Genomic DNA, 14,567 nt, shown 5'->3' with positions numbered 1-14,567 from the left:
AGAAAATATCTTTTTAGATCGTTTCTGATTGCTGAAGTTTATATTGTTTTTTATAAAACTTAGAAAACAAACTGACGAAAATAAACATGAAGATCAAGAAAATTGGAAATAAAAATTTGAGCTTTCCATTTGTAATTTTGTTATCATTTATGTTAAGCGTCGAATTAATTTCTCTAATCGTTTTGTCAAAACTTATTAATTTTAATCGGTTTTCTCCCTGATCGGTAACTAGTTTTTGTTTGGTTTTTATAATGTCGTTTAACTGTAAATTTTCGTTGTAATAAATCAGTTTGTCGTTATTTGAAGCTCCTTTTACTTTATTCGAAAATCCGTTTAAAACATTGTCTATCTGCAGCAATATAGTATCATTTTGAGCAATTTGCTGCTCCAGATTTTTATATCCTATTTTTTGAATTGCGGCAAAATATTCAGAATCATTCAAATATTTCATCAACGGTTCAACTACTTCTTTTTCATTTATAGCTTCACCTGAAACGAAAGAAATTGTATGAAAGGTATAGTTTTTACTCGTTACGTTATCTTCTAAAACTTTTTTTACTTCACCAACCTCAGCCATTAATTTTATAAGTTCAAAGTTTTGTTCTTTGTCTTCTATAAATTTATAAACATCGGCAACAGGTTTAATCTCTATTTTATTAATTAGTTTTGGATCTGAAATCCCTACCACATTTTTTAGGAAAGAAGCATCTCCAGAAATAACTTTAGATTGAATTAAATCGATTTTAGCATACAAATAATCAACACTTCCAAAATTTGGAGTTACAATTACCTGATTTTCAAATGATTTTTTATTAGAATCTAAGTACCATCCAAAACCAAAACCAACTATAACCAAAATTAAAACAACAACCCAGTTTCGAACAAAAAATTGAATTGACTGAAAAATTGCAGCATTAATTCTATCAAAAAAATTACCAATGCTTTTTGAAAGCTGAAAAATATCAATTTCCTGATCTGAGGTATTTTGGGGTACTTTTGTACTCATTTAGGTTTTATTTTACGTTGAAAATTTGTTCCAAAATTTTAATAGTAATCAAGTACGTTGGTTTTACACCGGTTGTTCCTAATCCGCCCGAAGCAAGTGTGCTTCCGGTTTCCAGAGGATTATCTGATGCATAATAAGCATAACGAACTTTGATATCATGCGGCACGCTTTTTCTAATTTTTGAAGCCGATTGTATTGCTTTTTGATAATAAGAACCTTCCATTTCAAGACCAATTACTCCCCACGTCGACTCATGAAAGAATTTTAGCAAATCTCTGTTTTGCAATGATGTTCCTAAAACGGTAACCATTGCACCTTCAAAAACAGCAATGTCATTTCCTTCAAACATAGCGCCTGTTAATTCATTTTCGAAGAAATAATTATCTGCCGTTCCCTCATTTATATGCGCGGACGGAATCATAATATCACCTTTTCCACCTTCTAGAATTCCGGCTTTACCCATTATCGAAACTGATTTTACATTTAGTAAAGTTTCTTTTTTATACGGTTTTAAAAGTTCGTCGATAGTTTCATAAGCCTGCTCGCCAAATGCATAATCCATTACAATTATTACAGGTTTTTCTTCATCAATATTTCCATATGAAAATGCCGTTTTTGACCAGTCAATTTTGGCTGTGTCAAAAATTTGAACATCAATATTTGTTCCTGAGCTATCCGGTAATGAAATCATTCCGTTTTTCAATGCCAATTCTTCAACGTGCGCTCTAAGTTCTTTTGCGCCAGACTTGCTTAATTCTTCATAAATAAAGAAATCAGATTTGTCCTTGAATTTTGTTTTCAACAACGGCGTTGCAAAAATGGAATTCATTACACTGTGCATATTCGCGCTTATCACATGAATTGGACGTTTTAAAAGGTTATTCGCTTTTAAAACTTCCTTGATATTGGTTGCCCAGATTTCACCATGAATGTGATGCCCAAGACGTTCTCTTAAAACAGGACTAAAAGTGATTGTGCGTTTGTTATTATCAATCATTTCTTCTATCGCCAGTTTCCCTAACCAATAAATAACGTGCAGAAAACGATCAGGAGCATTTTCTGAACCAAAAGCGTCATAAATGTCCAGAACCTCTTCAAATGTTCTTCCTAAAATATTGGCAACATGCGAGATTGCTTTTTCTTTTTCTATTAAAGAAAGTTTTTTAGTCTGTAATACAGCTTGTTCCAATTTCAGCCAATCGCGCGAAACTTCACCGCCGTCATCCAATAAAACTCTGTTTTTTATTTTGTGCGATTCGATAAAAATAAAAGTCAAATGCGTCAAAATATCATAAATGTCAGATCGTCCTCGCGTGATTTCAACATTCATTTGTTCCTCATCAATTCTGTAACAATTTCTTCTTCTTTTTGGAGGAACAATTGCCTGAAAATGTGATTTAGAATATCCTTCATCTGAAGTTAAATTAATAAATCGACATTGTTCAATTCCTATCGGAAGACGTTCTATAACGTATAAAAGACCGTTAAGTTCTACTTTTTCTTCTCCAATATTTCCGTAAATTTCCGGACGCAAGGCCAATAATGATTCGCGTAAACTATCACCCGAAACTCCCATAGGTTTATAAAAACCACGGTTGAATAAGTGACGCATTGTTATGTACATTTTTTCAATCGCTGCAGATGATTCCTGCGCTCTTGATCTTGATATATGTTTGGTTTCTTTCATGCTTTATATTTTAAAAAATCTTCGGTTTTAGAAGATTAATCTTAGTATTATTAATTTTAGCGAAAATAGGAATTAAAAACGTTAACTCTGCAAAACATCATTATTACTAAACTGTTATTACAATATAATTTTATAGTAAGTAATTTGTTATCTGCAATTTAAAAAAATTTAGAAGAAGAATTTATCTTAGTTTTTTATTTCAAATTATCGCTGTTATTTGATAATTTTAAACTATTTATTATTGTATTATTATTTGTAATCTTCAAAGTTGACTTCTGCTTTATGGAAATTTTTATCTTTTAGTAAAATCAAATTTATCTTGTTGATACATTCCTTATTATTATCTGACATTATAAAAGCTAAATCCCAAATGTCTTTTGAAATAAAAAATGACCCAATATCTGAGCTAACTTCTATCTCAATTTCATCATTCATCCAAAGGTCATTCATTTTATCAACTTTTGGGTTTATTTCTGAAATTGAATCTAATAAATCTGTGAGAAAATATTCGTCTTCGGCACCACTAAATATTTCAATTAACAGATCTTGAGATTTATATCCTGGTCTCAAATAATATTTATATTTCATAAATAAAAACTTGTCTCTATTTCAAATTATCAGCAATATTTCTATCATTTGACAATCTCGGAATTTTATTTTGTCCACCTAATTTTCCCTGTGATTTCATATAATCCTGAAATCCGTTTTTAGAAACTTTGGTAACCACCACTTTTCTTAAAACATTACCGGTTATCAAATCATCGTAGTAAATGTTTTGTTTTCTCATCGAATTATCAATTGCTTCTTCAAAAGCTTCCATATTCTCCGGTTCATTTTCAAATTCTACAAACCATTCGTGATAAGGTAATCCGCCTGACGGATTAATTTGTGGCGCAACTGTAAATTCATTTATAACTATTTTGGTTGCTTCTGTTGCTTCTTTCATCGCTTTTTCGACCTCATTGGCAATAACGTGTTCACCAAAAGCAGAAATAAAGTGTTTAATTCGGCCCGAAACAATTACACGATGCGGAAACAAAGACGTAAACTGCACTGTATCTCCTATATTATATCCCCAAAGTCCGGCATTTGTCGAAATAATTAAAGCATAATTTACATCTGTTTCTACTTCGCCAATAGTATGTCTTTTTGGGTTTTCAGTAAAAAATTCATCGGCTTTAATGAACTCGTAAAAAATTCCTGAGTTCAAAAGCAACAACATTCCTTTTTCTTTTTGTGAATCCTGATATGCAAAAAAACCTTCTGAAGCGGGAAACAACTCAATGCTGTCGACTTTTTTACCAATCATTTTTTCAAACTTGGCGCGATATGGTTCGTAATTTACACCTCCGTAAATAAACAGATTAAAGTTCCTGAAAATCTCGCTTATTTTTTTTCCTCCGCTTTTTTCCTGTAAACGCTCAAAATACATTTGAACCCAAGCCGGAATTCCGGAAATAACCGACATGTCTTCTTTAATCGTTTCGTCTACAATTGCATTTACTTTTGTGTCCCAATCTTCTATACAATTGGTTTCCCACGAAGGCATTCGGTTTTTCTGTAGATATTTAGGAACAAAATGTGCGACGATTCCGGAAAGTCTTCCAAATTTAATTCCGTATTTTTCAGTCAAAATAGGGCTTCCCTGCAAAAAAATCATTTTCCCATCTACAAAATCCGCATTTCCGGTTTCGTTAATATAATGTAGGATGGCATTTCGCGCTGCATTTACGTGCGTAGGCATTGATTCTTTGGTAAGCGGAATATATTTTGCCCCTGATGTTGTTCCTGATGTTTTGGCAAAATAAAGAGGTTTCCCTTTCCAGAGAATATCTTTTTCGCCCGTTCTAACTTTGTCTATATAGGTTTTTAGATCTTCGTAATCACGAACCGGAACATTTTTTCTAAAATCTTCGTATGTTTTTATTTTATCAAAATGATGATCAATTCCAAATTCAGTCCTTTTTGCATCATTGATTAAATTCTTAAAAACTGCCAATTGAGTTTCAACAGGTTTATTGGCCCAGGTTTTTGTTTGATGATATATTTTGCCGGCAAATAATTTTGCTGCTAATGATTTAATTGACATTGTATGTTGGTTATTTTTTGGCTTTTTTATTTTTATTTCCCGTTTGAACGCCTGACTCCTTTTCTATATTATTTACTTCTTCTCTCAACTTAATTTCCTCTTCAGAGGCTTTCATATTAAGATGCGGAGTCTCTTCTGCTTCTGATAAAATAGAATCTTTATTGAATTTTGCATAATCCAGTTCGCCTCTCAATACTTTTTGAATTCCTTTTATGTAAGCTTCGTTTTTCTTTAAAGCAACAGTCAGAGAATCTGATTTAATGGCCAATTGTGTTGCGTTCTTTTTCAATTGTGTTGAAGAGTATCCCGGAATAAATTCTCTTAAAGGCGTAAAAGCGATAATAAAAGTTGTTACTAATATTAAGAATATTCCACCCAAAGAAAAAACTACAAAAACATTCATTAAGGTTAGTTTAAATGAAAAAATCTCTTCAAAAGTATCTTCATTCAAAATTACCAAACGGTTTTTGGTATATAATTTCTTCTTTAAATTATGTTTTTTCTTTGCCATTTTAGGTCATTAATACTCGCAAATATAATAATTAATCACCTTGTTAATCCCAGACAAAAACGGATAACTGTATTAATTTAATGATTTTATAAAATATTTAACGCTCTAAAAAATAATTTTTTAATCCAAAAACACTTCTTCTTCGTATATTTCTATATACCTTTGCGGTAAAATTAGATAACAATCTGCTTCGGCATTAAATATACAACCATGGGAAGATTAGGTCTTACAGAAATCCTTGTAATAGTAGGTATTGTGATATTACTTTTTGGAGGTAAAAAAATTCCAGAATTAATGAAAGGTTTAGGAAGCGGAATTAAGGAATTTAAAAACGCTGCTAAGGACGATCAGCCTGCACCTGCTAAAAAACAAGAAGAGGAAACTAAATAATAACCTTCAAATTTATTGAAAATCCCAAACAACAATTTTAGAATTGTTGTTTGGGATTTTTTTTATATCTAAAAATTCTTACTTTTAGAGTCCCTAAATCAAATAAATAATAATTTATGAAAAACCTACTTTTAGTAAGTATTGCATTTTTGTGTCTCAAAAGTTATTCACAAAACCCCAAACAGCCTTTTCCTGCCAACAAAGTTTATGGAAATGGTCTTATGGCCACCAACAAAAATAGTCAGGACGCTCAAACTAATTATGATACCTGGAAAAACAATTTTGTTGCAGATTGCACAAATGGCCGAAAACGAATAAAATTTGACGATCCTTCTAAAACCGTTTCTGAAGGAATTGGTTATGGAATGCTACTGTCTGTTTATATGGCTGATAAAACCCTTTTTGACGGTCTTTGGCTGTATTACAAAGATAATGTCAATTCAAACGGTGTTATGAACTGGAAAATCAATGGCTGTTCCGGAACTGACGGCGCCAATGGTGCAACAGATGCTGAACTTGATGCGGCTTTTGCTCTTATCGTAGCCGATTATCAGTGGACAAGCACCGGAACTATCAATTATAAAACAGATGCTAAAACATTAATCGCAGCTATTAAAGCACATGAAGTCGAAGCGAATACCTTTGTTTTAAAACCCGGAGATCAATTCGGCGGAAGCCAAATTACAAATCCTTCTTATTTCTCACCAGCCTATTACAGAGTTTTTGGAATTTTTACTAACGATGTGGCTTTTTGGAATTCGGTTGCCGCAAAATCGTATACAATTATCAACAATAATTTAACTGTAAATAGTGCAGCTGGCGGATTGGTTTCTGACTGGTGTATGGCATCCGGAGCTTATTCCTCATCAGCTGGCTCATATAATAACGGTGGAAAAACCTATACTTATGACGCTGCCAGAACTCCATGGCGTATTGCGGTTGATTATTTATGGTTTGGCAATGCCGATGCTAAAACCTATTCTAAAAAGTCATCCGATTTTGTTCGTGTAAATTTGGGCGGATCTGCCAATATAAAAGATGGCTACAACCAAAATGGTTCTTTAATAGGACAATGGCACAATGCTACTTTTGTAGGCGCCTTTGCCTGCGCTGCAATGGCGGGTGAAAATCAAACACATTTAAATACTTCTTATACTGATTTAAACAATTTAAACGAGCCAAACAGTTATTTTAATCATACCTTAAAAACACTGTACTCTCTTCTATTAACAGGTAACTTTTATTTGCCGTTGAATGCAACATTATCTAATGATGAATTTGAGTTAGAAAATTCGACTGTTACTTTATACCCAAATCCAAGTGCGGATAAGTTTACTGTTTCAGCTCCCGAAAAATCTGTAATTTCAGTTATTTCTCCGCAGGGAAAAATAATTTCGGAACAAAAAACAAATACCGAAACCACCGAAATTAATTTGGCGAATCAATCCTCTGGTTTGTATTTGATAAAGATTTCTAACGAAAATAAAAGTATTACCAAAAAGGTAATTTTGAAATAATTGCAAAACACAAAATCCCAAATTACAATCGTAGTTTGGGATTTTTTTATTTTTGAAAGTTAACGAAACTACAGAATTGGAATTTCGGATTTCAAAATTGGAATTTAGATTAAAGTACCATCGTCAACTGGATTCTTTTTCTATCTTCATCCACCTCAGTCACTTTTACATCAACATGCTGGTGCAGTTTTACCACTTCGTTTACGTCGCTTACAAAACCTGCTTTTAGCTGCGAAATGTGAACCAATCCACTTTCTTTGATTCCGATATCAACAAAACAGCCAAAGTTGGTAATGTTATTCACAATTCCCGGTAAAATCATACCGGTTCTTAAATCTTTAATTGATTTTACATTTGCATCAAATTCAAAAACCTTCGCAGACTTTCTTGGATCTAATCCTGGTTTTTCAAGCTCTTTTATGATGTCTTTTAAAGTTAATAAACCAATTTCTGGTGTAATATACTTTTCAGCTTTAATTAAGGCTGTTTTCTCTTTGTTTGCAATTAAGTCGTTTACCGAAAGATTTAAATCTTTTGCCATTTTCTCTACAACCGGATAAGCTTCTGGATGAACAGCTGAATTATCAAGCGGATTTTTTGCATTCGAAATTCTAATAAAAGCCGCACCTTGCTGATATGCTTTATCGCCTAAACGAGGCACTTTTTTCAGCTGTTTTCTATCTTCAAACGGTCCGTTTTCTGAACGATATTGTACAATATTTTCGGCCAGTTTCTCTCCTATTCCACTCACATAACTTAGCAAGTGTTTACTAGCTGTATTGATATTAATTCCAACCGAGTTCACGCAGCGAATTACCGTATTGTCTAGTTCTTCTTTTAGTTTGGTTTGATCTACGTCGTGTTGGTATTGGCCTACGCCGATGGCTTTTGGATCAATTTTCACCAATTCGGCCAAAGGATCTGAAAGTCTTCTTCCGATAGAAACCGAACCACGAACGGTAACATCGTAATTTGGAAATTCTTCACGGGCAATTTTTGACGCCGAATACACCGAAGCTCCAGCCTCAGAAACGATGAAAACCTGAACGGGTTTATCAAACGCAATTTTTTTTATGAAAAATTCCGTTTCTCTCGAAGCCGTTCCGTTTCCTATAGAAATTGCATCAATTTGATACGCATTTACCATAGAACGGATTTTTTTTATCGCCATTGCTTCCTCATTTTGTGGTGCATGCGGATAAATGGTTTCGTTGTATAATAAATCGCCTTTTTCATCCAGACAAACTACTTTACAACCGCTTCTAAAGCCCGGATCGATTGCCAAAATTCGTTTTTCGCCCAAAGGAGGTGCTAATAATAGCTGCCCTAAATTGTTGGCAAAAACCTGAATTGAGTTGGCATCGGCTTTTGCTTTTGCTTCTTGTAAGGTTTCGTTTCCAATCGCCGGATTCAATAATCGTTTGTAACTATCTTCAATTGCTAATTGCAAATGCGCCGTTGTGCTATTTTGTTTTTTAATGATTATTTCGTCAATAATATCATAAGCTTCATCGATATCAACATCAACTTTCATTTTTACAAAACCTTCATTTTCGGCACGAAGCATTGCTAATAATCGGTGAGATGGTGCTTTTGTCAACGGTTCTTCCCAATCAAAATACTGACTGAATTTTTGGGCACCTTCTTCTTCGCTTTTCTTTTTAACGACTTTAGTTCCTATTGTCGCTTTTCTGTTAAATAATCGTCGCAATTGCTTACGAACATAAATATTTTCGTTAATCCATTCGGCGATAATATCACGTGCGCCCTGCATTGCGGCTTCTTCATTAATGACATTTTCATTTAAATATTGCGTCGAAATAAAATCAACGTCAACATCATTTTCAGACATGATTATTTTTGCCAATGGTTCTAAACCAAATTCGCGAGCTACATCGGCTTTTGTTTTTTTCTTCTTTTTAAAAGGTAAATAAAAATCTTCAATTTCTTGTAAGTCAAAACTTTGCTCTATTTTTTGCTTCAAGTCAGGTGTAAGTGCTTTTTGCTCTTCAATCGATTTTAAAACTGCTTCTTTACGTTTTACAATCGCTTCATATTCTTTATGAAGTTTTGCTATCTGCTCAATTTGAACTTCATCCAGATTTCCGGTTGTATCTTTTCGATAACGGGAAATAAACGGAATCGTACAATCTTCTTCTAACAGTTTTACCGTGTTTTGAATGTTAATCGCTGCTGTTTGAACAGTCTTGGCAATGAATTGAATATTAGTCATTCTTAATTTTATTTTAACCGCAAAAAATTGATATGTTTTGCAAAGTTTATAAGGATTTATGTATTTGTTGGTTTAGTCTGGTCAAAAATAAACTAAAAATTTTAATCTAATTTACTCTAGTCTTTTTTTACCTGGTTGTAGAAAATTTTCTCCCGTAACGACACTTTTTCCTGTTTTGTCTTCTAAAGCTAATCGGGCATTTTTTGCAATCGCGCCTCCTTTTTTACTTGCTTTTGCATTTTCTAAAAGTCCTTTTGCTTCTTCACTTTCAGCAATTTGTCGAGTCGAAAGTTCTGCCAGAGCGGTAAAAATTAATTCTGCTTCAGACATGTGATCTCTCAAATTTTGAGATTCTAATCCTTTTATTTCCTTGTGTTTTTTTACAGATAATCCAGTCCATTCCTGATGAATGATATTTGTCAACATTGCAAATTCGTCCTTTTTTTCAACACCTGATTCTTTCCAATAATCAGTCAATTTATTTCTGGTTTCTTGTCCTGTCATTCGTTGTTGAATCCATTTTTCACTTCGCCCTAAATTTTGCCAATTTTCGCGAGCTCGATCTAAACTTTGAGAAGGATCAGCCAATTCCTGAATTCTTTCGTAACCAACTTTTGCCAGCCATTGTTTAAAAGGTTCTGCTTTTGGAGAAGGAATAGATTGAATTAGACGCAGCAAAGTTTCAGTATCTGCAGTATCTGTCAGCCTATTTTTTCCATCATCTGCAAGCATTTTCAACTGTACGATTTTATCGTACGCTTCACTTCCTTCTGCTTTTAACTTCTTTTTTAAATCAGTCCAATACCTTTTAGGAATCGTACTTCCAGTTAAAATTTGGATCACATCAATAACAGAGAAATACCAAATTTCTTTTTCAGTATCATAATGACTTCTCACTTTTTTTTGCTCAAACAATTGTATTGGACTCATTTTTAACATGAATTATATTATTCTTTTTTATTCTTACCTAATAACCAAATTAATATCTTTGTCTGAATTTTTAAGCCAATGGAAGTTTTATTAGTGTCTTTTTTAGTTATAAATTGTATTGCTTTTAGTCTGGCAGGTTACGATAAATATTTGGCTGTCAAACATAAACGTCGAATTCCCGAAAATACACTTTTTCTTTTAGCCGCTGTTGGCGGATCTTTAGGTTTATTACTGGCAATGTTGATTTTTAAACATAAAACGAGTAAAACATCTTTTATTCTGAAGTTTTCAGGAATTTTCCTGATTCAGATTGTGATTTTAGTTTTTAATTTAAATAATAAAATCTAAATAATTGTTCTTACTAATTACGCTAAAATTTGCCTCAGGATAAGCTTTCGAAAAAGCTAAAGGAATTTTTACTTTTTTATTTTCATTCCACTTAAATTCAAATCCTTCAAGATTATCTCCTTTTTCTTCCAACCAATCCAATTCTTGCTGATCATAAGTACGCCAAAAATAATTATTGGTTTTTATTTTCTGATAGTTTTGCTTTTTTACTCTTTCATAAGCTAAATAATTCTCCCACAAATCACCAACATCATTTCTTAAATCAAGTCTATTGAAGTTGTTGATAATCGCATTTCTAATACCATTATCATAAAAATACCATCGGCTTGATTTTACAATTTCTTTACGTAAGTTTCTGCTAAAGCCTTCTATCTTAAAAATAATAAACACTTTTGATAGTAAATCTAAATAATTTGCAACTGTATTCTTTGACAACTGTAATTGATTTGCCAGTTCTTGAACCGAAACTTCTTTTCCTATTTGATAGGCTATTAATCGTAGCAAATCATAAATTTTATCGGCATGTTTAATCCCTTCGAAAACTAAAATATCTTTTAATAAATATGAATTGATTATTTCAAAAAGGTAATCCTTTTTTTCATCCCAATTGTCATACTGAATTAATTCTGGATATCCTCCAAAAAGTAAACGTTCTTCTAAATTTTCAACTGTTTGTTTATAGTTTTCATTTGAAGAAAATTCCATTTGTGCTAATGGAAATAAATAAATAGTGTTTTTTCTTCCTACTAATGGTTCTCCTAATTTATTGCTCAAATCAAACATAGATGATCCCGTTGCAATAACTTTAATTCCATCAATTGAATCAACAATCAATTTAAGAATTAAACCAATTTCCGGAATGTTTTGCGCTTCATCTATTACTAATAAATCCAGACCGCTTAAAAGTCTTTTATAGTTATTAACAGAACGCTCTTTTATTAAACTTATATCATTAATATCTTCCCCATTAAGTTGAAGATAACTTTCAGATGGAATATCTTTTAAATAATTTTTGATTAATTCTGTTTTACCTACACGTCTCGCACCTAACAAAATCAACACTTTATTTGGAATAATTTTGTTTTTAAACTCCTGAATTACTGCTCTTTTCAAATACTCTTTCATTCTATTTCAGTTCAAATTAGGATACAAATATAACGTTAAAAACATTAATTCAGTCACCGTGTTTACTAAATTAACGTTAATTCAGTCAGTGTATTGACCAAATTAATATTTTTTATAATAAAATAACGTCATAATAAATATAAAATTCCGCCCAACTTGTTTATTTTCATTGGTGCGAAGCACCCGATTTTTTTTTCGCACTTTTTAATTCAAAAAAAGTTATCCTTCCTGAAGAATATAATCTTTGCTGCAGGTTTTTCCAAAATCTGGTTGAATCGTGCAATGGCTAATTTTGAAATCGTGAAATAAAACCTCTTCAATTTCTGCAACAAGATTATTAAATTCTGAAATTGAGATGTTTTCCTGGCAATCTAAATGTGCTTCAAAGTGAAGTTCATTATCGTTTAAATGCCAAAGGTGAATGTGGTATAAGCGATGGTTTCTGGTAACGGCGTGGATTTTTTTGGCGATTTCTTCGATATCTAAATCTTCGGGCGTAAAAAGCAAAAGCATTTTTGTAGATGATTTTAATAAATCAAAACTCATGAAAATCAAATAAATAGCAATTCCGAGTGTGATCACACTATCCACCCAAAACCACTGAAAATATTTCATTAAAATTCCGCCGGCCAACACAGCGACAGACGCCATCATATCTGTAAAAAGGTGTAAATAAGCAGATCGCATATTTAAATTATGATCAGCATCTTTTTTTAAGATAATGGCAGAAAATCCGTTGAAGGCAATACCTAAAACAGAAAGCCAAATAACCAGATTAGAAGCAATAGCAACTGGTTCTGTAAATCTGACAATAGCTTCGTAAATTAAAAAAACAGCAACAATAATTAAAGTTGCCGCGTTTATAAACGCGGCAAGAAGTTCGGCTCTTTTATAACCAAATGTACTGGTAGAACTTGGCTTTTTTTTCGCCAGTTTGTGTGCCACAAAACTCAAAATCAAAGAAATAACATCACTAAAATTATGCAGCGCATCTGATAATAAAGATAAACTGCCGGAAATAAATCCGCCGATAATTTGCGCAACAGTAATACCAATATTCAGGAAAATTGAAATTGATAAATTTTTACCCGTTACTTCATGACTATGACTATGTCCGTGATGGTGATTATGGTTGTGGCCCATATTTTATTTATTGACAAGCAATTTTATTTACTCGGTTTTGGTGTCTTCCGCCTTCAAATTGAGTTGTTAAAAACGTTTCAACAATTTCTACCGCTTGCGGAATCGATGTAAAACGTGCCGGAATACTTACGATATTGGCATCATTATGTAAACGTGTTAAATAAGCAATTTCTTTAGTCCAGCATAAACCCGCTCTTACTTTCGGATGTTTGTTAACCGTCATGGCAATTCCGTTTCCGCTTCCGCAAATGACAATTCCAAAATCAGCTTTTCCTTCAGATACATCATTCGCTACCGGATGTCCAAAATCAGGATAATCAACAGAATCTTCAGAATCTGTTCCATAATTAGTTACTTCATATCCTTTTGCTTTAAGCATTGCAACGATCGCTTTTTTATAATCTGGTCCTGCGTGGTCGTTTCCTATCGAAATTTTCATTTTAAATACTATTAAGTTGTGTAATTGCAAATTTACTTAATTAATAAATGGCTGCCACGAATTACACTAATTTTCACTAATTTTTTTCATTTTACAATTTTACAATTTTAATTACCTTAATATAGCCAAAATAAAATTCGAGCTTATTCGTGTAATTCGTTGCAAAAAAAATTAAAATATAAAGTACTTCATATCAAAACCTTATCACTTATTAACAATCTTAATATCTGTATAAGAATCTGATAATCAATTAGAAATAAATAATCTTTTTGTTAAAATTTTGTTGTGTTAATAGTAAAAGCTAATTCGTTGATATTCAGTTAACTTTAAATTAACATTATTTGTTAATAAGTTAAGATAGAAAATTAGAAGTATTTTTTGGTTGTGTCGAAAAAAAACCTAATCCAAAACCGGAATCAAAAATCCTAATAAAGTTTGATGAATTTTTAGAAAAGTTATCAATATCAAAAATGCCATTTTCAACAAATATCAACATATGAACTTATCTACAAAATGAATCAATTTTTAGTTGTCAACCGTTGTTAATTAAAATTGAAAAACACTTAAAAACTAATCGTTTAACAAAATATAACTATGTTGATAACTCTATATAACTAAGAGAAACTTCATTTCAATACATTTAAAAATAAATTTATTCGACATATTAACAAGCTATAATAACCATCAAAAATTAATTAAATTTAAAATTTCTTTTTTGTTGTATTTAATATATGTTGACAACTTTGAAATTTGAAAAGAGAAAAAAAATTTTTGAATTGAAAAAAGAAACTGTTTAAACGATTTTAAGTGGGTTATTGAGATTGTCCAGAATTTGCTGAACTTCTTCGAAATCGTTTGGATGAACTTTGAGTTTGATTCCACCGAGCGCCGAAGTATACATGGGAACAACTGAAAGTGTTATTTCGTTCTCAAAAAAATACGGAATTTCTTCCTGATCTAATAAGTGTTTCAGAACCACAGTTTCGTGTTGATAATTGAATATAGCGATGGTTTTAAAGCTTTCCATAAAGTGTCTTTTTATAAAGATACGAAATGAGCATTACTAAATTTATTGCTTGCAGTAATATTAATTGCGAATTACAAATGACCTTTAAAAATCAATAAAAATCTACTTTTGAAAGTTATATT

General features: G+C 32.0%; 14 protein-coding genes. 3 read left to right on the top strand and 11 right to left on the bottom strand.

What is annotated here, in order from left to right:
* Nucleotides 1-13 precede the first annotated feature (13 nt).
* The 5 genes from SD960_RS05430 to SD960_RS05410 form a co-directional block, all read right to left on the bottom strand.
* On the bottom strand, nt 14-1,006 hold the full coding sequence (locus SD960_RS05430; protein WP_318801333.1) for a hypothetical protein: 993 nt from the start codon (nt 1,004-1,006) through the stop codon (nt 14-16).
* 7 nt (nt 1,007-1,013) lie between these two features.
* The gene (locus tag SD960_RS05425) at nt 1,014-2,693 is read right to left on the bottom strand and encodes a DUF6909 family protein (protein WP_318801332.1); all 1,680 of its coding nucleotides are present in this window, start codon (nt 2,691-2,693) and stop codon (nt 1,014-1,016) included.
* A 249-nt stretch (nt 2,694-2,942) separates the two neighbouring features.
* Nucleotides 2,943-3,281, bottom strand: coding sequence for a hypothetical protein (locus SD960_RS05420; RefSeq protein ID WP_318801331.1), 339 nt, complete (start codon nt 3,279-3,281; stop codon nt 2,943-2,945).
* Nucleotides 3,282-3,297: 16 nt separating this feature from the next.
* A complete protein-coding gene (locus SD960_RS05415; protein ID WP_318801330.1) occupies nt 3,298-4,782 on the bottom strand; it encodes a GH3 auxin-responsive promoter family protein in 1,485 nt (494 codons plus the stop codon).
* Nucleotides 4,783-4,792: 10 nt separating this feature from the next.
* Entirely contained in the window at nt 4,793-5,293 is a 501-nt protein-coding gene (locus SD960_RS05410; RefSeq protein ID WP_318801329.1) for a peptidase, read from the bottom strand.
* 210 nt (nt 5,294-5,503) lie between these two features.
* Here SD960_RS05410 and SD960_RS05405 point away from each other — a divergent pair, with 210 nt between their 5' ends.
* Complete coding sequence (locus SD960_RS05405) at nt 5,504-5,683, top strand: twin-arginine translocase TatA/TatE family subunit (RefSeq protein WP_042564899.1); 180 nt, start codon at nt 5,504-5,506, stop codon at nt 5,681-5,683.
* Nucleotides 5,684-5,799: 116 nt separating this feature from the next.
* Nucleotides 5,800-7,200 (top strand): glycosyl hydrolase family 8, encoded by a 1,401-nt coding sequence (locus SD960_RS05400; protein ID WP_318801328.1) that lies wholly within the window; start codon nt 5,800-5,802, stop codon nt 7,198-7,200.
* A 109-nt stretch (nt 7,201-7,309) separates the two neighbouring features.
* Here SD960_RS05400 and SD960_RS05395 read toward each other — a convergent pair whose 3' ends face one another.
* Together SD960_RS05395 and SD960_RS05390 are read right to left on the bottom strand one after the other, a co-directional pair.
* On the bottom strand, nt 7,310-9,433 hold the full coding sequence (locus SD960_RS05395; protein ID WP_318801327.1) for a Tex family protein: 2,124 nt from the start codon (nt 9,431-9,433) through the stop codon (nt 7,310-7,312).
* 111 nt (nt 9,434-9,544) lie between these two features.
* Nucleotides 9,545-10,363, bottom strand: a complete 819-nt coding sequence (locus SD960_RS05390; protein ID WP_318801326.1) for a Bro-N domain-containing protein — start codon at nt 10,361-10,363, stop codon at nt 9,545-9,547.
* Between the two features lie 78 nt (nt 10,364-10,441).
* Between SD960_RS05390 and SD960_RS05385 the strand changes: the two genes are divergently transcribed.
* The gene (locus SD960_RS05385) at nt 10,442-10,711 is read left to right on the top strand and encodes a DUF1294 domain-containing protein (protein WP_318801325.1); all 270 of its coding nucleotides are present in this window, start codon (nt 10,442-10,444) and stop codon (nt 10,709-10,711) included.
* On the opposite strand, the gene SD960_RS05380 is transcribed toward SD960_RS05385, so the two are convergent.
* The 4 genes from SD960_RS05380 to SD960_RS05365 form a co-directional block, all read right to left on the bottom strand.
* Complete coding sequence (locus SD960_RS05380; RefSeq protein ID WP_318801324.1) at nt 10,694-11,836, bottom strand: ATP-binding protein; 1,143 nt, start codon at nt 11,834-11,836, stop codon at nt 10,694-10,696. The two genes, SD960_RS05385 and SD960_RS05380, sit on opposite strands and share 18 nt — an antisense overlap.
* 219 nt (nt 11,837-12,055) lie before the next feature.
* Nucleotides 12,056-12,979 (bottom strand): cation diffusion facilitator family transporter, encoded by a 924-nt coding sequence (locus tag SD960_RS05375; RefSeq protein WP_318801323.1) that lies wholly within the window; start codon nt 12,977-12,979, stop codon nt 12,056-12,058.
* A gap of 7 nt (nt 12,980-12,986) precedes the next feature.
* Nucleotides 12,987-13,418, bottom strand: coding sequence for a ribose 5-phosphate isomerase B (rpiB, locus tag SD960_RS05370; RefSeq protein ID WP_318801322.1), 432 nt, complete (start codon nt 13,416-13,418; stop codon nt 12,987-12,989).
* A 793-nt stretch (nt 13,419-14,211) separates the two neighbouring features.
* Nucleotides 14,212-14,445, bottom strand: a complete 234-nt coding sequence (locus tag SD960_RS05365) for a DUF2007 domain-containing protein (protein WP_318801321.1) — start codon at nt 14,443-14,445, stop codon at nt 14,212-14,214.
* Nucleotides 14,446-14,567 lie beyond the last annotated feature (122 nt).

It is taken from the genome of Flavobacterium sp. MMLR14_040, from assembly GCF_033657265.1.
Lineage (GTDB): Bacteria > Bacteroidota > Bacteroidia > Flavobacteriales > Flavobacteriaceae > Flavobacterium.
Note: the sequence above shows the minus strand (reverse complement) of the source record. Positions and strands in the feature narration are given on the sequence as shown.